Annotated in this window: 22 protein-coding genes; 7 read left to right on the top strand and 15 right to left on the bottom strand. The window is 43.7% G+C overall.

All coding sequences use genetic code 11. From position 1 onward, the window contains the following. The first annotated feature begins 251 nt into the window (after nucleotides 1–251). The gene (locus AC6UC9_RS01980) at nucleotides 252–3209 is read left to right on the top strand and encodes a KxYKxGKxW signal peptide domain-containing protein (protein ID WP_500700989.1); all 2958 of its coding nucleotides are present in this window, start codon (nucleotides 252–254) and stop codon (nucleotides 3207–3209) included. 99 nt (nucleotides 3210–3308) lie between these two features. Here AC6UC9_RS01980 and AC6UC9_RS01975 read toward each other — a convergent pair whose 3' ends face one another. Together AC6UC9_RS01975 and AC6UC9_RS01970 are read right to left on the bottom strand one after the other, a co-directional pair. Further along, nucleotides 3309–3998: a hypothetical protein gene (locus AC6UC9_RS01975; protein WP_500700988.1), complete on the bottom strand. Its 690-nt coding sequence runs from the start codon at nucleotides 3996–3998 to the stop codon at nucleotides 3309–3311. Then, on the bottom strand, nucleotides 3991–4620 hold the full coding sequence (locus tag AC6UC9_RS01970; RefSeq protein ID WP_500700987.1) for a hypothetical protein: 630 nt from the start codon (nucleotides 4618–4620) through the stop codon (nucleotides 3991–3993). The genes AC6UC9_RS01975 and AC6UC9_RS01970 overlap by 8 nt, the downstream gene beginning before the upstream one ends. A gap of 178 nt (nucleotides 4621–4798) precedes the next feature. On the opposite strand from AC6UC9_RS01970, the gene AC6UC9_RS01965 reads away from it, so the two are divergent. Further along, a complete protein-coding gene (locus AC6UC9_RS01965; RefSeq protein WP_500700986.1) occupies nucleotides 4799–5305 on the top strand; it encodes a type 1 glutamine amidotransferase domain-containing protein in 507 nt (168 codons plus the stop codon). Between the two features lie 53 nt (nucleotides 5306–5358). Here the strand turns inward: AC6UC9_RS01965 and pyrC are convergent, their stop codons facing one another. Further along, on the bottom strand, nucleotides 5359–6633 hold the full coding sequence (gene pyrC, locus AC6UC9_RS01960) for a dihydroorotase (protein WP_500700985.1): 1275 nt from the start codon (nucleotides 6631–6633) through the stop codon (nucleotides 5359–5361). Further along, nucleotides 6630–7580, bottom strand: a complete 951-nt coding sequence (locus AC6UC9_RS01955) for an aspartate carbamoyltransferase catalytic subunit (protein ID WP_500700984.1) — start codon at nucleotides 7578–7580, stop codon at nucleotides 6630–6632. The genes pyrC and AC6UC9_RS01955 overlap by 4 nt, the downstream gene beginning before the upstream one ends. A gap of 380 nt (nucleotides 7581–7960) precedes the next feature. On the opposite strand from AC6UC9_RS01955, the gene AC6UC9_RS01950 reads away from it, so the two are divergent. Further along, nucleotides 7961–8860, top strand: coding sequence for a dihydroorotate oxidase (locus AC6UC9_RS01950; protein WP_500700983.1), 900 nt, complete (start codon nucleotides 7961–7963; stop codon nucleotides 8858–8860). Nucleotides 8861–8979: 119 nt separating this feature from the next. Here the strand turns inward: AC6UC9_RS01950 and AC6UC9_RS01945 are convergent, their stop codons facing one another. Next, nucleotides 8980–9102, bottom strand: coding sequence for a hypothetical protein (locus AC6UC9_RS01945; protein WP_500693256.1), 123 nt, complete (start codon nucleotides 9100–9102; stop codon nucleotides 8980–8982). A 10-nt stretch (nucleotides 9103–9112) separates the two neighbouring features. Next, entirely contained in the window at nucleotides 9113–9688 is a 576-nt protein-coding gene (locus AC6UC9_RS01940) for a hypothetical protein (RefSeq protein WP_500693257.1), read from the bottom strand. Nucleotides 9689–9810: 122 nt separating this feature from the next. Here AC6UC9_RS01940 and AC6UC9_RS01935 point away from each other — a divergent pair, with 122 nt between their 5' ends. After that, a complete protein-coding gene (locus AC6UC9_RS01935) occupies nucleotides 9811–10659 on the top strand; it encodes a hypothetical protein (protein ID WP_500700982.1) in 849 nt (282 codons plus the stop codon). Between the two features lie 59 nt (nucleotides 10660–10718). Here AC6UC9_RS01935 and AC6UC9_RS01930 read toward each other — a convergent pair whose 3' ends face one another. From AC6UC9_RS01930 to AC6UC9_RS01910, 5 genes are all read right to left on the bottom strand, one after another. Continuing rightward, on the bottom strand, nucleotides 10719–11063 hold the full coding sequence (locus AC6UC9_RS01930; protein ID WP_500696325.1) for a hypothetical protein: 345 nt from the start codon (nucleotides 11061–11063) through the stop codon (nucleotides 10719–10721). Continuing rightward, entirely contained in the window at nucleotides 11056–11331 is a 276-nt protein-coding gene (locus AC6UC9_RS01925; protein WP_500695493.1) for an AbrB/MazE/SpoVT family DNA-binding domain-containing protein, read from the bottom strand. Before AC6UC9_RS01925 ends, AC6UC9_RS01930 begins: the two co-directional genes overlap by 8 nt. Nucleotides 11332–11536: 205 nt before the next feature. After that, a complete protein-coding gene (locus AC6UC9_RS01920; RefSeq protein WP_500700981.1) occupies nucleotides 11537–12064 on the bottom strand; it encodes a DUF308 domain-containing protein in 528 nt (175 codons plus the stop codon). A 114-nt stretch (nucleotides 12065–12178) separates the two neighbouring features. Further along, a complete protein-coding gene (locus tag AC6UC9_RS01915) occupies nucleotides 12179–12820 on the bottom strand; it encodes an NAD(P)H-binding protein (RefSeq protein WP_500700980.1) in 642 nt (213 codons plus the stop codon). A 17-nt stretch (nucleotides 12821–12837) separates the two neighbouring features. Then, nucleotides 12838–14037 (bottom strand): MFS transporter, encoded by a 1200-nt coding sequence (locus AC6UC9_RS01910; RefSeq protein WP_500700979.1) that lies wholly within the window; start codon nucleotides 14035–14037, stop codon nucleotides 12838–12840. A 227-nt stretch (nucleotides 14038–14264) separates the two neighbouring features. On the opposite strand from AC6UC9_RS01910, the gene AC6UC9_RS01905 reads away from it, so the two are divergent. Together AC6UC9_RS01905 and AC6UC9_RS01900 are read left to right on the top strand one after the other, a co-directional pair. Next, nucleotides 14265–15500 (top strand): aminopeptidase, encoded by a 1236-nt coding sequence (locus tag AC6UC9_RS01905; protein ID WP_500700978.1) that lies wholly within the window; start codon nucleotides 14265–14267, stop codon nucleotides 15498–15500. Next, nucleotides 15500–16381 carry a glycosyltransferase family 8 protein gene (locus tag AC6UC9_RS01900; RefSeq protein WP_500700977.1) on the top strand — a complete coding sequence of 294 codons (882 nt, stop codon included), beginning with the start codon at nucleotides 15500–15502 and terminating at the stop codon, nucleotides 16379–16381. Before AC6UC9_RS01905 ends, AC6UC9_RS01900 begins: the two co-directional genes overlap by 1 nt. A gap of 70 nt (nucleotides 16382–16451) precedes the next feature. Here the strand turns inward: AC6UC9_RS01900 and AC6UC9_RS01895 are convergent, their stop codons facing one another. Then, nucleotides 16452–17372, bottom strand: a complete 921-nt coding sequence (locus AC6UC9_RS01895; protein WP_500700976.1) for a prenyltransferase — start codon at nucleotides 17370–17372, stop codon at nucleotides 16452–16454. Between the two features lie 23 nt (nucleotides 17373–17395). After that, nucleotides 17396–18310, bottom strand: coding sequence for a prenyltransferase (locus tag AC6UC9_RS01890; RefSeq protein ID WP_500693270.1), 915 nt, complete (start codon nucleotides 18308–18310; stop codon nucleotides 17396–17398). A gap of 105 nt (nucleotides 18311–18415) precedes the next feature. On the opposite strand from AC6UC9_RS01890, the gene AC6UC9_RS01885 reads away from it, so the two are divergent. After that, nucleotides 18416–19393: a polyprenyl synthetase family protein gene (locus AC6UC9_RS01885; RefSeq protein ID WP_500700975.1), complete on the top strand. Its 978-nt coding sequence runs from the start codon at nucleotides 18416–18418 to the stop codon at nucleotides 19391–19393. A gap of 8 nt (nucleotides 19394–19401) precedes the next feature. On the opposite strand, the gene cydC is transcribed toward AC6UC9_RS01885, so the two are convergent. Then, nucleotides 19402–21141: a thiol reductant ABC exporter subunit CydC gene (gene cydC, locus AC6UC9_RS01880; RefSeq protein ID WP_500700974.1), complete on the bottom strand. Its 1740-nt coding sequence runs from the start codon at nucleotides 21139–21141 to the stop codon at nucleotides 19402–19404. Beyond that, a complete protein-coding gene (cydD, locus tag AC6UC9_RS01875; protein ID WP_500700973.1) occupies nucleotides 21134–22876 on the bottom strand; it encodes a thiol reductant ABC exporter subunit CydD in 1743 nt (580 codons plus the stop codon). The genes cydC and cydD overlap by 8 nt, the downstream gene beginning before the upstream one ends. Nucleotides 22877–22879 lie beyond the last annotated feature (3 nt).

Here is a 22879-nt window from a genome sequence, read left to right as displayed (position 1 = left end):
AGAGGAAATTTAAATATCGAAAATTCGATAAAAATTACGGGTTGCTAGATTTCGCACGCTATTTTTACGTAGTAATTATTATTTTATAACCCCTCTCTGCTAGTACGTTTTACAAACATTGTGAAGCATATTAAAAGGTTGATTGCTGACATCATCGTGTTTACAATGTCAATTGTGAATATATAAACAGCAGTTTTACTATATATTCTGATAATTCACAAGATGTATCTTAGAACGAGAGGGGAAACCTTATGCAGAACAATACCAAGAAACATTACAAGATGTATAAAGCCGGAAAGCGGTGGATGGTCGCAGCCATTGTGACCGTCGCTACCGTCGGAGGATTGACGGTTGGCGCAAGCGCTGATACCAACAGTCAATCTAATAATAATAATCACAATGTACAAATTATTAAAAAAGCAGCGTCCAGTCAACCAGTAAAGGGTGACCTAGTCACGACATCTGCTCAATCGCAACCGGAAAATCAAAATAAGTCGAATCCAGCTGTGACCCAAACGCAAACTAATGCAGTACAAGCTAGTACCAGTCAGACCACTGGGACATCTCCAATGGCCAGTGCTCAACCAGGTCAAACTGATTCATCTAAACCGACGACTAACACTGCGCAGGTGGACCAATCGTCATCGAAGAATGGTAACGGTCAAACCGAAAGAGCAGCTCAAACAAATTCACAACCGACTAACAACCAAACAGCTACTAGTCAGAACGATACGCAAAGTAAAAATCAAACGACTCAACCAGTTCAAAATAGCGGTCAACAAAACACAACTGACCAAAAGACTGCCCCAGCACCCGCTAATCAAGCTAGTCAAAAAACTGATAATCAAGGTGCCAATTTTAATAAACAAGTAGTTGCTCCAGAAAAGCAAGCACCGAAAACCACTAATAATGCTCAGACTAACCAACCGGCAGTGATTAATCAGCAAGCAAAACCGGTTAGAGATAACATTCAAGCTGACCATATAATTTCTAATTCGATTGCGGTTAAAGTCGGTGATCCTGTTCCTGATGATCCAAGTTCATATGGAATTGTTGCAACTGATGATCAGGGTAATCCTCTAAAAGTTACGTCTATTGATATTTCTGGAGTTAATAATCAGGTGCCCGGACGTTACTACGTCCCATTTACTCTTTCTGATGGCACGACTTCTCAAACATTTGTAGATATTGTTAGTTTTACAGCCAAAAATATTTCCATTTTTACAGGTAATCCGACTAATATCGATTTAGGAGATCCTGATAGTTATGATGCTCAAATGACGAATGGCACTATTCCATTTGCAGTTTATGGAGTTAATTATAATAGTGTTAACCTTAATAAACCTGGGAAATATGCAGTTGTAATCTACGGTCCTCTTGATACTTTATCAGGTCCAACCTTGATTGCTTATGTAACCGTTGTTCCCATTCCCGCTGACGCGATTACCGGTCACGATATCAGCATTCGAATTGGGCAAGCCGTTCCAGACGACGCTAAATCCTATGGTGCGACCGCTCTGAACCCAGATGGCAGTCCGGCAACGATTACTGGGATTGACACTTCTAAAGTCAATAACACTAAGGCGGGAGATTATCCGGTTGTTATCAGTGCGTCAAACGGTTTAACCAAGACGGTCTACGTTCACGTGCTCTTTAACCATACTAGTTTAAGTGCGCATAACCTGACCATCTATACTGGCGACCAGGTTCCAACCGACCCAGCTGCTTATGACGCTAAGGCAACTGATTATGATGGCAATCCGGCTAAAATCACTAAGATTGATGTGTCGAAGGTAAATAATGAGGTTCCTGGCGTTTATCCAGTTTGGATTCACGCTGACAATGGTGAGACACTAGGTGTCACCGTCACGGTCGTTAAGAGTCGGATTAGCATTGCCGCTCATGGAACCAGCATCAGAATTGGGAGACAGGTTCCAACGTGGCCAAGTGCATATGGTGCTAAAGCAACCTACAAAAACGGGAAGCCCGCTAAGATTACCAAGATTGACGTTTCAAAGGTTAATAACCAAATCCCTGGTGATTATCCAGTCACCATCACTTCAGATAATGGCGAAAGTATCACTGTCACGGTTACTGTTTTAAAGAATCACACGCGCTTAAGTGCTAACAACATCAAGATTTATGTTGGTCAAAAAGTTCCAACCGACCCAGCAGCTTATGATGCTCAAGCAACTGATTACGACGGCAATCCAGCTCAAATCACAAACATTGACGTATCCAAAGTAAACAATGAGGTTCCTGGCGTTTATCCAGTAACGATCACCGCTAACAATGGTGAAAAACTGGGTGTCACGGTTACAGTACTCCCTGACGAAGCAACGTTAGTGGGACACGGATTAACCATTTACGTTGGCGACCAGGTCCCAACTGACCCGCAAGCATATGGTGCCAGTTCTACCAACACGGACGGTACAGAAGCAAGTATCACTAACGTCGATACTTCCAAGGTTAATAATAAGGTGCCGGGTCAATATCCAGTCACCATTACTTCATCAAATGGCAAGAAATTGGTAGTAACAGTGACCGTCTTAGCTGATAAGACAACCCTTGAGGGTCATGGAATCACCATTCACGTTGGTGATTTAGTTCCTACCAATGCCGCTGCCTACGGTGCTAGAGCAACTAACGCTGATGGTACGGAAGCAACGATCACAAGCATTGACACCTCGAAAGTTAATAACCAGGTTCCTGGTCAATACAAGGTCATCATTACCGCTTCAAACGGGGACACATTGGTAGTAACGGTCACGGTTTTGGCTAAGAATGCACCAACCCCGAACCATCCAAGCAACAATGGTGGTAACGGCACTAACCCAATTACACCAAGTCATAACGGTGGAAACGGTAATGGTGGCAGTTCGGTAACTCCAAACCAACCAAGTGGCAATTCTGTCATGCCAGGTCAACCAACTAACAATGGTGGATCTGCGGTAGTTCCAAATAATGGCAGTCAGACCGGTACACCAGAAGCTTCAACGAAGCAGAACGGTAGTCAAGTAGTCGAACCGCAAAGCACGCAAGCCATTCACCAGGCTTTCAATTCTTCAGAAAAGAATGCTAAGCAGAATTCCAAGAACTTGCCACAAACTGGTGAGAACGACTCGTTAATTCTCGAGTTAATCGGTCTTGGCTTTATTGCTTCAGCAATGGCTTTGGCACTTCATGATTTAAAACATCGGGTCAAATAACTTGATATCATGGTTAAATACGAGAAGTTTGAAAAATTTGTTTAATTAAAGTAAATTAGTTCAAAAAAATAGCCTTCAGGAATTTCCTGAAGGCTATTTTCATTGGTCCCACTTTGTTACTAACGAGTGGCCCACGGTCACGATTGGCTGATAACTTAGGACTTGATTGGTCTTGGTGTTGTACAGCACGTCACCCAGCTTGTCGACGTTATCACCGCCGTTTTGGTTGTACTTGGTTGCGTACGTGACGATGACGCGAATCTTTTTAATCGTTTCGGGACTGTTGGGATTGTCGTACATCTGTAGTCCAACCATTTTACTCTTGACGCCCATGCTTTTGACTTTATCCTTGGTCTGCTTGTTTCCCTGTTTACCAAAGACCTTTTGGTTGCTGGCGTAATTTGGTCCAATGAGTCCAGCTTCCCTTAGGACTTGAGGACGTGCCAGAAATTGATCGTCGTTGTTGTAGGTATAGAAAATCTGGAAGAATTCGTTTAGGTTCTTGTAGGTCGTGTCAGCCATGTGTTGGTTTTGCAGAATACTGCCGGCCTTTTGATTTTCGGTGTTTAAAAGACGATTCTTATAACGCTTGTTTAGGGAGTTAAACCGTTGGTTGTACGTCTTCTGCTCGGCAGAAAGAGTGGCCTGATTAGTTTTAACCTGGGTGTTAATGGTGTCATTATGAATCATCAGGGTGAAGATGGCGAGGAGCAAGACGACAATGATTACGAACATGATTGCTAGAACACTGACGTTTTTATTGAGGTGAAATTTGTTGTTTTTAGCCATTGATTTCTTGACCTCCTAACGCCACGAACGTGCTGGTCCATGAAGTCCCAACGAAGGTCGTCTTTCGTTTCTTAACGTTGTAGTTAACGACGTAATTCAAGACGTTTGGCTTCTTGTTCTTCCTTGAGGCAAAGGTAATGGTGATCATCGAGTTGTAGGATTGAGACTGGCTGTCGTAACGAGCGTTGTTGACGGAGACGTCCTCAATCTTTTGGTTTAGGTATTTTTTATTGTGTCCCTTGGTACTTAGAACCGTTTTAGTAAAGGCTGGATCGAAACGATCCTTTTTAAACTGCTTACTAACGGCTTGACGCTGTTTGCTTGATTTGGCCATGTATGCCATCTTCATGGCCTTTTGGTAGACCTGGTCGTTATTTTTCTGAATGGATGTGATGTCGACTCCGGTCTGGTGCTGCTTTTGAACTTTTTGCGTGGTCTTTTTGGCGTTTAACGTATTGGTTTCCTGCCGGGTTGTCCTAATCTTAGTCATAAGTTGTTGGTTTTTAGCCTTGGCGTGATGAGTTGAGACTAACAGGCATCCCATAAGGATCACTAAGACGAAGATGATGCAGGATGCGACCGTCACACAAACTAGGTTGACGTCATGTTTGGACTTGTTCATAAAATACCCTCGAATTTTGGAAAATGTAGTTACGTTAATTATAGCGGCTTTAAGTGAGAAGTGTAAATCAAATTTCCGTTAAGTTTCATTGGTTCTAAAGTTGTGATAAATTGTTAAGCAAAATATTTTCCCTGAAATTTCATTCCATGTAAAATTATAGGTAAGGAAGTGATAAGAAATGGCTAAAGTAGCTGTACTTGTAACTAATGACGTTGAAGATGTTGAATTGACTTCACCAGTCGAAGCATTGAAAAAAGCTGGTCATGATATTACGATCATCGATAAGAAGGCTGGCGAAGAAATCACTGGTAAACACGGACACAAGACCCAGGTTGACGCTGGAATTGCCGATGTTATGCCGGAAAGTTTTGATGCTTTGCTAGTTCCCGGTGGCTTTTCACCAGATCAACTGCGGGGTGACCCACGGTTTGTTAAATTTGCGAGAAGTTTCTTGTTAGCTGACAAGCCAACGTTTGCGATTTGTCATGGTCCCCAATTGTTCATGCAGACGGGACTGGTTAAAGGTCGCACGATGACCGCTTATAAGACCGTTCAGACCGACATTTACTACGCTGGTGCCATTGTGAAAGATGAGCCAGTGGTAAAGGATCATCACTTAATTACGAGTCGAACACCAGATGATTTGGATCAGTTCAACGCTGCCATTGTCGAAGACTTAATTTGAGCTCGCAATAGTAAAAATGCTTTACGTATTTAATTACGTAAAGCATTTTTTAATTATGAGTGATAAACGATTTGGCCGTTAACAAAGGTCATGAGGTTTTGTGCATCGACTTGCTTGCCAATAAACGGCGAATTAATTCCCTTGGATTTCATGTTTTTGGTTGTAATTTGATGCGGCGCATTTAGATTCCAGACTGAGAAATTGGCGTGATTACCAACCTTGATTTGGTTTTCTTTTGAGAGCTTGAAGGAGGCGGTTGGCTTACTACTCATCCATTCTAATAGTTGACTCAGAGTCACCTGGCCGGTTTCAACCAGTCTGGTGTACAGCAGTTGGAAAGCCGTTTCGATGCCGGTAATCCCGAAAGCTGAATCGTTAAAAGAATTCCCCTTATCAGAGACGGTGTGGGGAGCGTGGTCGGTCGCAATCATGTCGATGGTGCCGTCAAGCAATCCATCTAGTAACGCTTGCCGGTCTTTTTTGGTTCTCAGTGGCGGATTCATCTTGTAAATGGGGTTGTCACTGGTAATCATGGTGTCGTCTAATAACAGGTGATGCGGGGAAACCTCAGCGGTGACGTGCACGCCATCCGCTTTAGCCCGTCGAATCAGTTCCACGCTGCGCGCCGTTGAGACGTGACAGACGTGGTAATGAACACCGCTCATCCGTGCTAGTTCGAGGTCGCGAGCTAGTTGGCTGGTTTCCGTCACTTCGGAAATACCCTTTAGGCCTAGTTTTTTAGCTGTTAATCCTTCATTAATGACGCCGCCGTTTATTAACGAGCGGTCTTCGACGTGGGCGGCCAGAGGCAATCCAGTTTGAGCGATCTTTTTCATGGCCTCGTACATGGTCTGGGCGCTCTGAATCCCAATCCCATCGTTACTGAAGGCTACGGCTCCAGCCTGTTTCATTGCGTTAAAGTTTACGAGTTGGTCACCACGTTCGTTGTAAGTGACGGGGGCGAACTGTTTCACGTTGATAACGCCCTGTTGCAGATTATGCTCAATCATCGTCTTTAGTTTATCGGGAGTATTGGGGACGGGCATGACGTTTGGCATGGCACAGACGGTCGTGTAACCACCGTGAGCGGACGCTTTGCTACCGGTTTTTACGGTTTCCTTTTCCGTTTGACCGGGGTCTCTGAAGTGAACGTGCACGTCCACCAAACCGGGCAGTACCACCTTATTCTTGGCGTCAATGACCCTGTCGGCCTGCGTCGGCTCAATTTGAGGTTTGATTTGTTTAATAACACCATCATCTAACAGTAAATCACACCGTTTGAGCGCTTGATTTTGAAATACTTGCCCGTTTTGAATTAAAATTTTCATCGTTTGTCAATTCCCTCAATATCTGCTTTATTCACAATGCCCTTATTAACGAGGACGTCGGTCAAAATGGCCATGCGCATGTACATCCCATTCGTCATCTGTTTAAAGATTCGGGACTTGTCGGCTTCGACGAGGTCGGAATCAATCTCAATTCCCCGGTTGACGGGAGCGGGGTGCATGATGATGGCGTTATCCTTCATCGTTTGGTAGCGCTCCTTAGTTAAGCCAAATTGTTCGTGGTAACTGGTGGCGTCAAAGTTCGCCAGTTCTTTTCCGAGGCGTTCCTTTTGCACCCTGAGTAACATCACGATGTCGGATTTGTGGGCCAGTTCGTCAACGGTTAAATGCTTACCGTACTCCTCAAATTGCGGGTCGTACCACTGGTCGGGACCCGCAAACGACACGTGCGCTCCGAGTTTAGTTAAAAGTTCCATGTTGGAACGGGCCACTCTGGAGTGGTTTAAATCGCCAATGATGCCGACGTTTAAATCCTTGAAGGTGCCAAATTCCTGGTAGATGGTCATCATATCAAGCAGTGATTGCGACGGGTGTTGACCGCTTCCGTCACCACCGTTAACGACGCTGATTTTCAGGTTGTCGTCCAGTAGTTGTCGGTAGTACTCGTTTTCGGGATGCCGAATCACCGCGATGTCAACGCCAATCGCCTGAAGCGTTTTGATGGTGTCTAAGAGGGTCTCACCCTTGGTGACTGAACTAGTGTTGGCGTTAAACTGAAGGACCTGTATTCCGAGTCTGCGTTCCGCCATCTCAAAGCTGGTGTGCGTTCTGGTACTGTTCTCAAAGAAGAGGTTCATTACGTAGGTGGGGCGGTTTAGGTGCACCGACTTGCCCTCTTTGAATAGTTGCGCCAATTTAATCTTATGTAAAACTTGTTTCTCGTCCATGTCAGAGACTGTCACTAAATCATGCTTGTATGAATATGCCATTTGATCCTCCTAGATTTTCACTTGGTTGAATTGCATAAATAAAGGGCCTACTACAAATTAACGTAGCACGCCCATTTTTTGACATAACCAGTTAACTTTTCAATCTCTCTGGATTGAATTAAAGTAGTCTCGATTTATTTGATAAATACTCTAACTAAATTGACGTAGAAAGTCAATTATTTTTTAGGCAGGTTTTCTAAGTTGACAATTGAGGGTGGGGGTCGTTATGATAATGACAATCAATCTTTAATTGGTTCAGAGAATCCAAAAGATTATTCATCCTAATTAAACTAATCGCGGTCGCAACTATGACAAATGGGAACTTCTCTGAATGCCCACTAGTAGTTGTGACTTTTTATATACCAAAGGAGTTATTTACAATGGATCACATTTCAATTGCAGCACAGATCGGTAAGGAGACGTTTGCCCATCCCTTTTTAAATGCCGCTGGAGTTTTTGACGAAACCGCCGAAGAGATGAATCAAATCCTGAAATCCGAAGCTGGTGGCGTGACGACCAAGAGTGCCACGTTAGAGCCACGTGAGGGGAACCCCAAGCCGCGCTACGCTGAAACAGAGTTTGGCAGTATCAATTCCATGGGATTACCAAACAAGGGACTGGCATACTATCTTGATTACATTGAACAAAATCAGATTAACAAACCAATTGATTTATCAATCTCGGGAACCTCCCTTGGTGACAACATCACGGCTCTAAGAAAAATTCAAGACAGTAGCTTTACCGGTCTCTGTGAACTCAACTTGTCGTGTCCGAATGTGATTGGCAAGCCCCAAATTGGTTACGATTTTGCGGCCGTTCATGCGGCCATGGAAGCCATTTTTAGTTTTTACACCAAGCCACTGGGCCTCAAGTTACCACCGTATTTTGACCTACAACAATACGACGCCATAAGTAAGATTTTAAACCAGTACCCCTTGACCTACATCAACACCATCAACAGTGTTGGTAACGGCTTAATTGTGGACGCTGACACCGAATCAGCAGTCATTGCACCCAAAGGTGGTTTTGGCGGCATCGGTGGTTCATACGTCAAGCCCGTGGCGTTAGCTAACGTGCGCGCCTTCAGAAAGCGTTTGAAGCCAGAAATCAAGATTATCGGAACTGGTGGCGTTAACACCGGTAAAGATGCTTTTGAGTTAATCCTGTGTGGGGCTGATATTGTTGAGGTCGGAACGGCCCTTTTAAAGGAAGGTCCTGAAATCTTTTCACGTTTGGATTCTGAACTGACAGATATCATGCTTCACAAGGGTTACCATTAGTTGTCTGATTTTCGGGGGAAGCTGAAGGAGCGACAGGATTAGAATGATTTTAAATACTGATACTAACGAAAAGGTGACCACACGATCGAATCGCGTGATCACCCTTTTTAGTTTGAACCTTAAACTGCGTTTGAAATTTCACCAATTGGACCGGGAATTAACAGTACTAACGCCATGCAGACGAGTAGTACGATTACAAGTACAACAGCGATGGCAATAATAATCTTAGTTGACTTGGACATAAATATCCTCCTAATCATTTTTGATTAGATCAGTCAAAAAGATGAGCTCCCATGAATTGAAACACACAATCTCGATCTTTTTGAGTTTGATCTTGTGTTCCTCATTTAAAATGGGGTCAAACGGATCGTCAACGGCTCGTGAAATCAGTGAGAAATTGGACGGTTCTCGATTTTTCATGTAGCCGATGCGGTCTTTTTTCTGGTTCTTCTTGTTAATTGTGACGACTTCAAAATTCACTTCACTCCGTGACAGATAATCAAGGACCTCCTGAAGTGGATTCTTAAAAGGAAGGTCTTCAATTGTTTTAATTTGTGGTGTATCCTTAAGCCCATATTCAGTCGCAAGGGTCCGATACTCGATCATCTGTTTTAAGTACGGAGTTCCCGTGTTAAAAACCGGAACTTCTTTCGTCAGATCGATTAATTCGTAGTTATCAAGACGACCTTCGAGGTCAATGGTCCTCATCAGCGCATACTTGTCGTTATGTTTTAAAATGTAACCAACGTCGAATTTATTTTTCCGTTCATTTTCAAAGTATTCCACCATCGTGGTGGGATTGAGTTCATCAATATCAATGTCTTCCATTTTATTCACCTCCTGGGCTCAATTTCATCATACCCAAACGCTCACGATAGTACAAACATTTAGAAAATTGAGTTTAATTGGGTGTAAAATAGATACCAGAAGAACTAATAAAGGGGAATTTCATGTTAAAAAAACTTGTCAAGACGCGTCAATTCAAAACGTTATCGCTGGAATTCGTGGCGTATGCTTTCGTCATTTTAGACTTACTTTATTATGAAGCTTTTCACCTGTCGGCTGAGATTGGTCTAATCTTCATTTTTATGGCGGTTCCAATGGCTTTCTTTGAGTCAAAGGGGAAGGGTTATCAGTGGTCGTGGCTCGCGGCTTCGACCTTGATTTGTGGAGCAGCCGCTTCGGTGATGAATCGACCGTACTTTGTGTTAGCCGTGCTGTTCTTCACTGCCGTCTACGCCTTCATGATTTATCACCCGATTAGTGTGTATCCTAAGTTTTGGATGATGTTGATCTACTGGATGGTGTTCATCTTGGGATGCGACATCATCACGTGGACGGGACGCAAGATTAACATCGTGACCGAGAGTCATAAGCAACTTTTGAGCGCTAATCTCGAGATTATTGGAATTACCCTGTTAGTGATGGTGATTTTGACGGGAATCGGCTACTTCTTGATTCGTGGGCAGTTAGAACCTTTGCTCATTAAAAACAGCATCATGTTCTGGATTAACGTGGTGTTGAGCGTCCTGTTGGTCATTCAGTCGGCGGTCGTGGTTTTCTGGCTGAAATTTGGACCGTTTCACCTTCACCTTGGTCCGCATTCCGTCATTGGTGGTTTCACAATGGTCGGCGGTAGTTTGATTGCCCTGCTAATTTACATCGAGCTGGTCTTTATTATCATTAATTCGATTTGGTCGAGTTACACGATGGGGAAATGGCAGGTCGTAAGTAGTTTTGTTTACTTGGACCTAGTGCTCGTGTTTATCATGCTGCTTTTGGGAAACTCATTAATTTAAATAAAATTGACAAGAGAAAATGGCTTCACGTATTTGGGTACGTGAAGCCATTTTTGGGTTTAATGTAAGTTCTTTAATTTTTGTACAAAGTCCGTTATTCCATTAGCATCTATAGCAGTTAGTTTTCCTATGGGTGATTTATTTATGATTGCTTTTTTATCAATTGATCTTAAAACTCCACAATCAACATATGATTGCTTTTTTAATCCTGCAATTTTCCATTCGACAATAGGATAATAAGACTTTTTTATAGTAGCTGACTTTGTTTTATATCTAGAAGTTATTGGAAAGTATCCAATTTTGTTTTTGTCTAATGTTCCCAACACTAGAAGTGGTCTATCTTTAAATCCATTTTGGGTAATGAAAGTTACTCGTGCAATATAAATTTCAAATTGATCAACCATTGAGACCCCAGTCGACTAATGCTTGATCATCAGTATTATCATTAATAACAATCTCGCCTTTAGCATTAGTTTTAGTTTTTTTGGCGGGGACTTGATTTAATATGCTATTCCAAACAGATTTATTATCTCTTTTGGTAATTACGATTGAGTTACCTTTAACTGTAAGACAAATATTTGTACTGTCCGTTATATCTAATTCTTTTCGTACGCTAGCAGGAATAGTAACTTGACCTTGTTTAGATATTTTAGTATTTACAACTGGTGTCATTATATACCTCTCTTTACTTAAATCACTTTACCTTTTAACTACATTAATTGTATCTTTATTAGTTAGATAATACAAGTAAGTTGGTTTAAAATAAGTGTTTGTGTTTATCATGCTGCTTTTGGGAAACTCATTAATTTAAATAAAATTGACAAAAGAAAATGGCTTCACGTATTTGGGTACGTGAGGCCATTTTTGGTTTGCTTAGTTAAAACGCCATTACCAACAACTTAATTCCTTCAATGATGAAGTAGATCCCGATGAAGATAATAACAACGGCGTTTGAAAGGTATGGGGTAAACAATAGGATAATTCCAATGATAATTCCAATGATGCCGGCCGTTACGATTAACCAGTAGTAACGTTTGGCTGACTTCTGTTGTGCTTTGGTTGCCGAGTAGATGCTTAGACCAGAGTCAACGATGAACCAGATCGCAAAGGCAATGGCGATGAGGTAGAAGCCAAATGATCGGCTGAATAACAGGATCAGACCAATGATGATATCGATAACTCCATTGATGATAATCAAGTATCCCGAAACATCAAAGTTCTTTTGCAGTTGATGATGAAGCACCAAGTGATACAGGCCAATGCAGAGTGCCACGATTCCTAAAATAACGGCTAGTGCCTGCAGTGTGGCAAATGGCTTGATGAAGACAAAGAGTCCAGCGGCAACAAAGATAATTCCCGCAATTAAGGCCCATCCATCAAAACCTTTTTCTTTTTCATTAAACATATAAAACGCTCCCTTTATTTAAAGCTATTACGTGGTCAATTATAACGTAGTTTGTAGGGAATGGTGTAAATAAAAAAACAGCTGACGTTATGCCAACTGTTTGAATTTAAATTTTTAATAAAATGAAGGTTTGGAAAGATCCTCAGTACCAGGTTCAACCACGCCAATGTCTTCACGTTGGTACTTGCTTGGGTCTTCAATGATGCTGACAATTAACTTGGCAATGGCTTCCCGGGTGACTTGAGCACCCTTAAATGGCCTGCCAGCGGGAATAACTTCGTATTTTTCGTTGTTCTTGTCGTTATAAAGCCAGGTCATCTTCAAGTAGGTGTAGTCGATGTCGGAGTCAAGCAGTTCTTTATAGGCTTTCTTGGGATCAGCGTAGGTACTGCCAATCATCTCGTTGTTCCACTTCTTAAATGGTCCAACGACCGTATCGTCAACGTCGAGGAGACCAGCGACGATTAAACGTTTAACGTCTGCCTGGTTCATGGCCTTGATAACGGAACTCATTGCCTCAGCGTGAGGGACATCCGAAAAGACGATGTCTTGACCTTTCATAACGTTTGTCAAGGTTTCATCATCATTGATGTCACCGTCAACGACAGTTTCTCGTTTGGGGTCACTGACAGTTAACCGACTTTTAGCGTTACGAGCTAGGAGGGTCATGTCAACGTCGGTATCCTTTAATAACTTTTGAATTACGATGCTAGGAATTTGTCCTGCGGCACCTAAGATTAGTACTTTTTTTGCCATATGCAATTCCTCCGTTTCTATTCATCACTTTTGACGCCCTTAGTGTGACGCATTTCGTAACGAACTACAAATGTTATGAACGCCGAAAACAGCAAAATAATGGCGACGATCGTGTAGGGGTAGTGCGGATTAATGTCCATTAGGACTCCAGAAAAAATGGGTCCAATGATGTTACCAACACTGGTTAGTGACATGTTTAAGCCGTTGATTAATCCCTGGTTATTCTTGCCAAAACGAGTTAGCAGTGTTGTAATAGCAGGTCTGAGCACGTCAAAGGCACAAAAGACCACTAGGGTGGCAATGATGACTTCGATTTTGCTGTGAGCAAACAGAATCCAGACGATACAGATGGAACTGAGGATGAAACAGTCACGAATCAGCCCCAGTTCACCGCGCATTCGGACCAAGCGGTCAAAGAAAACGACCTGAAGGACGAGAGAAATCATTCCGTTAATGATTAGGACGACGGCAATGTTATCAAGGGTAAAGTGAAAGACCTGGTTCACGTAGATCGTATAGATACTTTCAAAGCCCTGCAGACCAAATGATGAGATTAAAATCATGGCGAAGAGAGCAATCATGGCACCGTTTAGGGTGGACTTCAAGCCCTTTTCGGTAATGTGGACCTCTTCCATGACGGGACTTTTTTGGTTGGTCTGTTTGATGTGCTTGGGAAGTCCCACCACGAAGAAGATGACGGCGATAATGCCAAGGACGCCTGCAAACCAGAACGGTGTTTTGTACCCAAACTTGGCAAGTGCACCACCAATCCCGGGACCAATGATTAAACCACCACTAAAGGCAGCCGATAGCAGGCCAATGACCTTCGCTCGTTGTTCTGAGGATGACAGGTCAGCGGCCATTGCCATGGACGTTGGCACCACCATGGCGGCTGAAATTCCACCAATTAGTCGGGAAATATCGAATAACAGCAGCGTGTTAGATGCCGCAAACATCATTTCCGAGACGGAATAAAGAACGAGTCCTCCAGCCAGAATTGGCGCCCGACCAATCTTGTCAGAGATTCGACCGACAAACGGCGATCCGATGAACTGAGCTAAGGCGTACAGCGAAGTCATGGTTCCCATCTGAGCGGTGGTTAGATGATATTCGTTTTTAATGAAGGGTTCGACTGGAATTACCAGACTCATCCCTAAACAAATGATAAAGTTCGCAATAATCAGGATGAAAATTGCTCGTTTGGCAGCTTTTGACACGTCGATCCCTCCAATTTCGTTAAGTAATATCATCCATTTTAGCACGGTATCACGCGCTCGCTCCAGTCCCTTTCTGAGAAATTGTGAAGTCAGATAAGTTGAAAAGCCGTGGCTTCGGACTTACATTCCGTAAGTTAAATTTTGATTGCAAAGCGTTACACTTATTAATTGTAATTGAAAATAAAAATCAATAGAATGGATGCAACGAGAGAAGAAGGGATGATTACATGAAGAAGGAAGAATTAGATCGTAATTTAAAAAAGTATGCGGAATTGATTGTCAAGGTCGGAGTAAACGTCCAACCGGACCAGACGGTCGTTCTGTATATCTCTGATCATCACCAGGACTTAGCCCACATGATTGTGAAAGAAGCCTATAAAGCCGGGGCATCCGATGTGATGGTTAAGTGGGACGATACCTTTGTGTCCCAACAATTTTTAGAACATGCCAGTGACGACCGGTTGAAAAACATTCCCCAATACATGATTGATGAGGCCAACTACATCGTTGATAAGCACGCCGCTCGGATCTCAGTTTTGTCGGAGGACCCGGCTGCTTTTGCCAAAATCGATCCCAAACGGGTGGTCAAAAACACTGCTGCCATGGGGAAGGCCACGAACGCAGTCCGGGTTGCTACACAGAATAACGACTTAACCTGGACGGTCGTGGGTGCCGCTGACACAGCCTGGGCGAAACAGGTTTTTCCTGACTTGCCGGATGACGAAGCCGTTGATAAGTTGTGGCGCGAGATTTTCAAAACCGCTCGAGTTGATAACGACGACCCCATTCAGGCTTGGAAGGACCACAAGAACCAACTCCAAGAAAAGGCAGCTTGGTTAAATGAGGAACAGTTTGACACACTTCAGTACCATTCCCCACGAACTGACATGGAGGTTGGATTACCCAAGCACCACGTCTGGGTTGGGGCTGGCAGTACCAGTGTTGACGGCGTTAAGTTCATGCCCAACATGCCAACCGAAGAGGTCTTCACGGCTCCTGACAAACGCCGGATTAACGGTCACGTCACTTCGACGAAGCCGTTAAGCTATTCTGGCACTTTAATTGAAGACATGGAGTTCACTTTTAAGGACGGACAGGTCGTAAAGGCTACTGCCAAGAAGGGGCAAAAGACACTTGACCACCTCCTTGCCACCGATCCAGGAGTTCGTTCGCTCGGAGAAGTTTCACTGGTGCCGGATCCTAGTCCAATTTCACAATCAGGCATCATTTTCTACAACACCCTGTACGACGAAAATGCCAGTGATCACATGGCCCTGGGTGCTGCTTATCCATTCAGTGTTGTTGGTGGGACCGAGATGAGTCCGGAAGAACAAGACCAGGCTGGCTTAAATAGCAGTCAAGAACACGTTGATTTCATGATGGGTTCTGACGACATGAACATTGACGGTGTTAAAGCTGATGGGACGGTCGTTCCCGTCTTTCGTAACGGAGACTGGGCCTAGTGGAAAAACCAACTGAAGTGGCTCATCCGCTCACGGTTGCGTCCACCACTGACAACAACATGGCACTGCCGCTGGCGATTAATTACACTTCCATCCTTTTAAACAATCCTGACGCGGACTTTGAGTTTTTTGTCGTCAACGATTATCTAAATCCCAAAAATCAGAACTTAATTGCCACGCTTCCGAAGCTTTTTAGAAACTGTCGAACGGTGAAATTTTTAAAAACCCACGAGGACCGCTACCAGAAGGCCAACACGGACGCCCCAAACAGCATCATCAAACGCAATACTTACTATCGCATTGATATTCCAGAAGAAATTGACCGTCCCAGGATTCTCTATCTTGACGCTGATATGATTTGTGTGGGAAACATTGATGAACTTTATCACGCTGATTTAAATGGGAAAGTAATTGGCGCCGTTGAAAATGCGGGGTACTTGGACCGCTTACGTGAGATGGGAGTCAGTGAGAAAACTGGTCATTACTTTAACGCTGGCCTGTTACTAATTGATACCGAGAAATGGCGTAGCGCCGGTATTTCACAAAAAGCACGCGGACTTGCGAATGACCATCCGGAAATGTTGCGGTTTCAGGACCAGGATGCCTTAAATGCCATTTTTAACGGTGATTGGCAGTCGTTACCCTCCAAGTACAACGTGCAAAGTAACCTTATTAAGGGCAAGTACCGCAAAAGTGAGACGGCGGACGGTCAGCGTTCTCAAGTAGAGGCGTTGGATCATCCCGTTATTGTGCACTATACGAACTTCGATAAGCCGTGGATTGTCAAGGTGGATCATCTGCATCCCTTGAGAAGTCTGTATGATGAGTACCAAAATAAATTACTGAATCAACTAGCGTGGTACGTTAGTAATCATCACTAGTTTTAAACCTAAAAAAGCACTTCAGAAAATTCTGAAGTGCTTTTAGTTTATTTAAAGAAGTGCTTTTGGTTTATTTAAATAGGTAGATGATGATGGTGCCAATCATGTACGTCAAAATGTATAACATAACGATCAGTGAAACGTTTTTAACGATGACGTTATAAATTTCTCCCTTGTTTTGATTGAAGTTAAACACTTTGACTTTGGTCCAAACGTAAGGATAAATTAGAATGGTCAGTAGGGCAAAGTAGGGAACAATGCCGACTGCCAAAGAAAGAATTGGAATGACGATGATTGAGAGCCAGTAGACCAAGTCAAACACCTTAATGGCGTTCTTTTTCCCGATGTAGTCGACTAGTGTATGACGGTTATTACCAATGTCTTGTTCGAGGTCACACGTGTCGTTTGCAAGTTGAATGATGAAGAAGAGGATAAACGGTAATAGCGTCACCAAAAAGGCGTCCAGCACACTCATAAGGGTGAAGTTCCATCGGTGGATGCTTCCCATGTACATGTAAATGAGTGGGACAAAGAACGGAATTAACGTGGCGACAGCTAACTCACAGAATGGGGTGGCGTCTAAGGGCTTTGGTCCTGCCGAGTACGCCAGTCCCAATAGAAAACCAATTACACCGATCACTAAGGTCGGCCATCCGGTAAAGTAACTCAGGATCAAACCGGCGATTATAATGAAAGCGGCAAAACCGTACAACCAGTGCCGAATCATCGTGAGACTCAGATGATTACTCCCAATGGTGCTCGTACTGTGCTTGTAGTCCGTCTTGTCGGTGGCGTGTTCGTAGTCTTCGAGGTTGTTCTGCATGTTTAAAAAGAGGTGCAGGGCGATGACAATCACGAAGGCACAGATGGCGTACAGCCAGTTAAACGAGCCGTAGTAATAATAAGAAAAACTAGCCGCAAGTATGAGCCAGGTCACGTCCAGCGGTGTTGTGTAAATCTCAGTTAGTTGATAAAAATACTTCCAGGTCATGATTTACCTCCAGTGTAAATGAATTAAAGAAAGATTTTGATGATGGTTCCGATCATGTAAGTAATGATATACAACCCCATTAACATTGTCACCCCACCAACGATTTGATGATAGACTTCTTGCTTGTTCTGGTTGGTTTGAAAAACTTTAACTTTCTTCCAGGCCAGCGGATAAGCCAAAATAATTAAATTTGAAATGATTGGGACGTATCCAAAGAAGGATAAAATTGGTATGATTAAGATTGTCAACCAGAAAACAATTGTAAATAATTTAATTGCGTCTGATGGTCCGATGTAATACACCAGGGTGTAACGGTGATTTCCGATGTCTTCTCTTAGGTCACAGGTGTTGTTGGCGAGTTGGGTGATGTAGGCAAGCACAAACAGGAACATGGTGACCAAGAAGACGTCGACGATACTGTCCCAGGAAAAGTGAAAGCGATGAATGCTTCCTAAATAGACGTAGACCAGCGGGTCAAAAAACATGATTAGCATGCCGGTCGCAAGTTCACAAAATGGGGTGGAGTCCACTGGTCTCGGACCCGCCGAGTAGGCTAATCCGAGGCCAAAGCCGATGATGCCGATGATTAGCGTCGGCCATCCAGTCAAGTATGCGAGTGTGAGTCCAAGGACGGCGACAATTATCCCCATTATTACGACCCATTTCCAGATCATCCGGGTACTTAGGTGGTACTTACCAATGATACTGGTGGCGTGCTTGTAGTCGGTCACGTCGGTCGCGTGTTCGTAGTCTTCCAGGTTGTTATGTAGGTTTAAAAACAGATGCATCAAGAACACGATGAAGAAAGCCCAGATGGCGTATAGCCAGTTAAAGGAACCGTAAAAGTAGTACGAAAAGCTGGCACAGAACAGTAGGATTAAGACGTCGACTGGCGTGGTGTACATCTCGGTTAGTTGATAAAAGTATTTCCACTTCATTGTTTTGCCTCCGAAAGTCATTGTTAATGTTATTATTATTAAGGATAATGCTGTTATTATAGTACCATGAAAATATCGTAAGGTTACCATAAAAAAGGAAAAGACATGAAAACAACCATTTGGAATAAATTTCCTGAAATTGAATCTGAACTGGTTCAAGTTCAATCACTCATAAGTAAAGAGATTCAGGTTCCTGAGGCCGAGTTTAAACGGGGAATCGAAGAACTAATTAACGGAAACGGCAAGATGCTAAGGGCGGCGCTCCTGTTAATCGCGGGTAACTTTGGCACAGAAGCAGTTGAGCGAGAGAAACTCCTCCAGGCCGCCGCTTCAATTGAGGTCATTCATTTGGCTTCTTTGGTCCACGATGACGTCATTGACCAATCGGACCTAAGACGGGGAGAAGATACGTTAAACGCTCAATTTGGCCAGCGCGAAGCGATCTACTTGGGTGATTACCTGTTCACGAAATACTTTGAAATGCTTTTGGACTATGCCCCGAGTTTTGATAATTTGCGTTACAACGTTGAAAGCATGAAGGACGTCTTGTTTGGCGAGTTGGCCCAAGACGAAAGTAAGTATGATTTAGACCGAAGTGAACAGGACTACTTTGATTCGATTCAGGGAAAGACGGCGGAACTCTTCAAAGTGGCAATGGGGGAGGGTGCCATCCTTTCAATGGCTGACAATAACACCGTCCAGATTGCTGAGCAGATTGGTTTGAACTTTGGGATGGCGTTTCAGATTCGAGACGACCTCCTAGACTTTGAGCCAGACGTTGAAACCGAAAAGCCCACTCTGCACGATGCCAGTGAGGGCGTGTATACCTTGCCTGTCATTGAAACTTTCAAGACCGCTGACGGTCCAAAGTTAAAAAAAATCCTAAAAAAAGACCAGCTTAAAAAAGCTGATCTAAAAGAAATTGCTAAAATTGTGAGTGACAGTGGCGGAATGCAAGCGGCGCGTCAGATTTATACTCAGTACTTAGACGACGCTTTTGACCTAATTGCGCAGTTACAACAATCTGAGAGTACCGCTGTTCTTAAAACCATCATTTCGGAATTGTTTCAGTATTCTAAATAACCGAATAATTACTTCCCAACGTCCATTGCGTACAGTCTACGATAACGGGCGTTATTTTTATACAATGCTTGCGGATTTCCTTCCATCTTGATGACGCCGTTTTCAAGGAAGATGACCTCATTCATTTCGTCTAAGCCTTGAAGGTGATGGGTAACCCAAATCATGGTTTTGTCTTTTAAAACTCGACTGATGGTGTTAATCAAGTTATTTTCGGTAATCGGGTCCAGTCCCACCGTGGGTTCGTCGAGTAGGACAATTGGATTGTCCTGCAAGAGGATGCGTGCGAGCGCAATTCGTTGCCGCTGTCCGCCAGAGAACCTGATTCCGTTTTCCTTGACGTTCGTTTCATAGCCGTCTGGTAGTGATTCAATGTAATCGGACAATCCTACGGCCTTGATGGCTTTTTTGACGTCTTCGTCAGTAGCGGTTTCGTTTCCGATTCGGACGTTGTTTAAGACCGACGTGTCAAATAGAAACGGACTCTGATCCAGCACACTGAACCATTTATAGCTGTCAGACTCAAACTTGTAGGCGTCGATGTTGTTGATTAAGACGTGTCCAGTCGTTGGCGTAAGTGCTCCGGTTAAAAGCTGCAAGAGGGTCGTCTTTCCAACTCCGCTGGGTCCAATGATTGCTAACTTGTGGTGTTTATCAATCTTAAACGAGACGTCTTTGATGATGTCACTTGGATCATCTTGGTAGTGAAAAGTCACGTGATCGAGTTTAATGGAATTAAAGTCAGCTGGTACGGGCAACTTTTCGTCTGAGACGTACGGTTGCTTCTCTTCGTCTGAAAGTTGATTCAAGTGGACCACCGAATCACTGTACATTGGCCACTCTTCTAAGGCTTGAGAGACTGGGACGAAGGCGTCCATCAACGGAAAGATTCCCATGACGAAGGCGGCCGCGTAGTTAACGAGTTCCTGTGACCCCTTGAAGTACAGGTTAGACCAAAGCAGGGTCCCGATGATGACGATTGCGAAGACTACTTTAATGAGAAATTCACGATTCCACTCAAATAAGTGGGTCTGATCGTTAGATTTGGCAATCTTCGGGTCGTTTTTTCTTACGTGATTAAGAAAGCCCTTTTCCCTTCCAGAAATCATCCAGTCCGCGATTCCAAGGGTCGAATCTGTCAGATTTTCGTAGGACTGGTGGAGTAGCGACTTTTGGTATTCCTTAGAAGCCCCCCGCATGGCCTCAGAGGCAAGTGGGACAAAGAATAAGATGATGGTAAACGCAACGAACATGAAGATGGCGTAGGGCCAACTAATGATGCCTAAGGCCACAATGATGATAATACCCGTGATGTAGGCTACAAGGGTTGGAAATATGGTTCTCAAGTACAGGTTTTCAAGGTGGTCAATGTCGTCGGCTAGGACACCCAGTAAATCACCGGTCTGAAATTTCTCACTCAAAAAAAGGGCGGATGATTCCAGGGTAGTGTAGAGCCGTTTTCGAAGGGCAGACGTGACCTTTAAGACCCAGTTATGACTGTTTAGTCGCTCTAAGTACTTAAAGACCGGTCGGCCAATTCCGAAGGCCCGCGTTAAGATGACCGGGACGTAAACGATCAGGATGTTGTAGGGATGAGTGGCCGAACGACTAATTAAGTAGCCGGCAACGAACATCAATCCAATCCCACACCCAAAGGTCAAGACGCCAAGAAAGAAGACCCAGAATAACAGGACCTTGTACTTGGTCAGGTACGGTTTAATCCACGTATCGTTTTTAAGTAGTTTACGCATTGTTTCCACCTCGAATCTCACTAATCAATTGCTTGTAGGCTCCGTTTTGGTTGGATAATTCAGTTTGAGTTCCTTGTTCAACGATTTTGCCGTCTTCCATGACTAGAATGTAGTCCATTTCGTTCATCCAATGAAGTCTGTGGGTCGCAAAGATGACGAGGTGGTTTTTGAAGATCGGAACCATGGTTTGTTTTAGTTGATATTCGGTTTCAATGTCCAAATGGGCGGTTGGTTCATCTAACAGGAGAATGGTTCGATCGGTATCAAGCAAGGTTCGGGCCAGGGCAATCCGTTGGGCCTGACCACCACTAATGCCTCTCCCACCTTCACCAATCTTGGTGTTCGCCTTATCTGGGAGACTGGCAACAAACTTGGATAGTCCCGCTTTTTCGATGGCCGAGTCAATGGCGTAAGCTTTAGCATCGGGTTTATAAAAGGCGACGTTTTGGGCAATGCTTCCGGCAAAGATGTATGGATCCTGGGGGATGTAACTGATGTGCTTCTGCCATTCCGATTGAGCGAGACTGTCAATTGCTTGACCGTCAACGTTGAATGGGAGATGACCGTTTTCGTTGGTTGGAGACAGCCAGCCTCCAAGGAGGTTTAAAAGCGTGGACTTCCCTGAACCAGATCGACCCACGATTCCGATGTTAACGAATCCGTTCAGATTGAAATTGGCATCAGCGATGTTGTCCTCTTTTTGGTCGTAACTGAAGTTTAAGTCGCTGACCTTTAAGGTACTGTCCTTAGTCCAGTTGTGAAAGTTGGTTAGTTTAATTTTGCTGGTTGGACTTGGTAAATCCAGAATCTTGTTAATGTCAATCAGGGCATTTTTGCCGTCCAAAGTGGCATGGTAGTCATTTCCGTAGTCTCTGACCGGTAAAAAGTAGTCCGGGCAAAGAATTAGGATGATTAGGGCCGGAAGCAGGGTCACGGTCCCGTTAATTAATTTCACACCTAATAAGACGGCCACGATGGCAATTGACATGGTCGTAAAGAAGTCGAGGGCAAACGTCGATAGTAAAGCGACTCTTAACACGCTCATCGTGCTCTTTCGGTAATTTTCACTAACCCGATAGATGTTGTCTCCGTAGGATTTACTGAGGCCAAAGAGTTTGAGGGTCTTAAGCCCCCGCATGCTGTCGATGAAGTTATTGGACATCTCTTTAAAGCCAGAATACTGTCGGTCAGATTTAGCCTGAGCGGCAAGTCCTAGAATAATCATGAACAAGATGATTACCGGAAAGACCAGTAGCATCACGACCGCTGAGAGCCAGTTAACGAAGAAACAGTACAAAAGGATGATCCATGGAATGATCGCCAGGTTAATGGTCTTCTGCAAGATGAGGTTAAGGTAGTTCTCCACCTTATCGATTCCCTCAAGGGCCAATGTTACCATGTGACCGGATCCGATGTTTGAGACCATGGCGGGTCCTAGTTCGAATTCTTTTTGTAGGAGTTGTTCTTTTAACTGACTACTAGCCTGACTGGCAAATTTATCGGTAATTTGATTTTCAATTCTTGTGATCAGGTATCTTAATGCGAAAGCAACAAAAAAAGATAGCACAGGTATGGTTAACGCTGCTATCTTTTTTTGTTCCCAAGTAAGCACCATTGCCTGTGAGAGAAAAAGGGCTTCTAGAATGATAGCGACCGATTGAACGACTGCTAGAATACTTAGCTTGGCAATTAATTTTTTGACCCCAGGAATTGATAGAAGTTGTTTATCAAACATGTT

The sequence above is a fragment of the Fructilactobacillus sp. X7R4C1 genome, from assembly GCF_059901115.1.
This window is presented reverse-complemented; position numbering and strand designations above follow the sequence as displayed.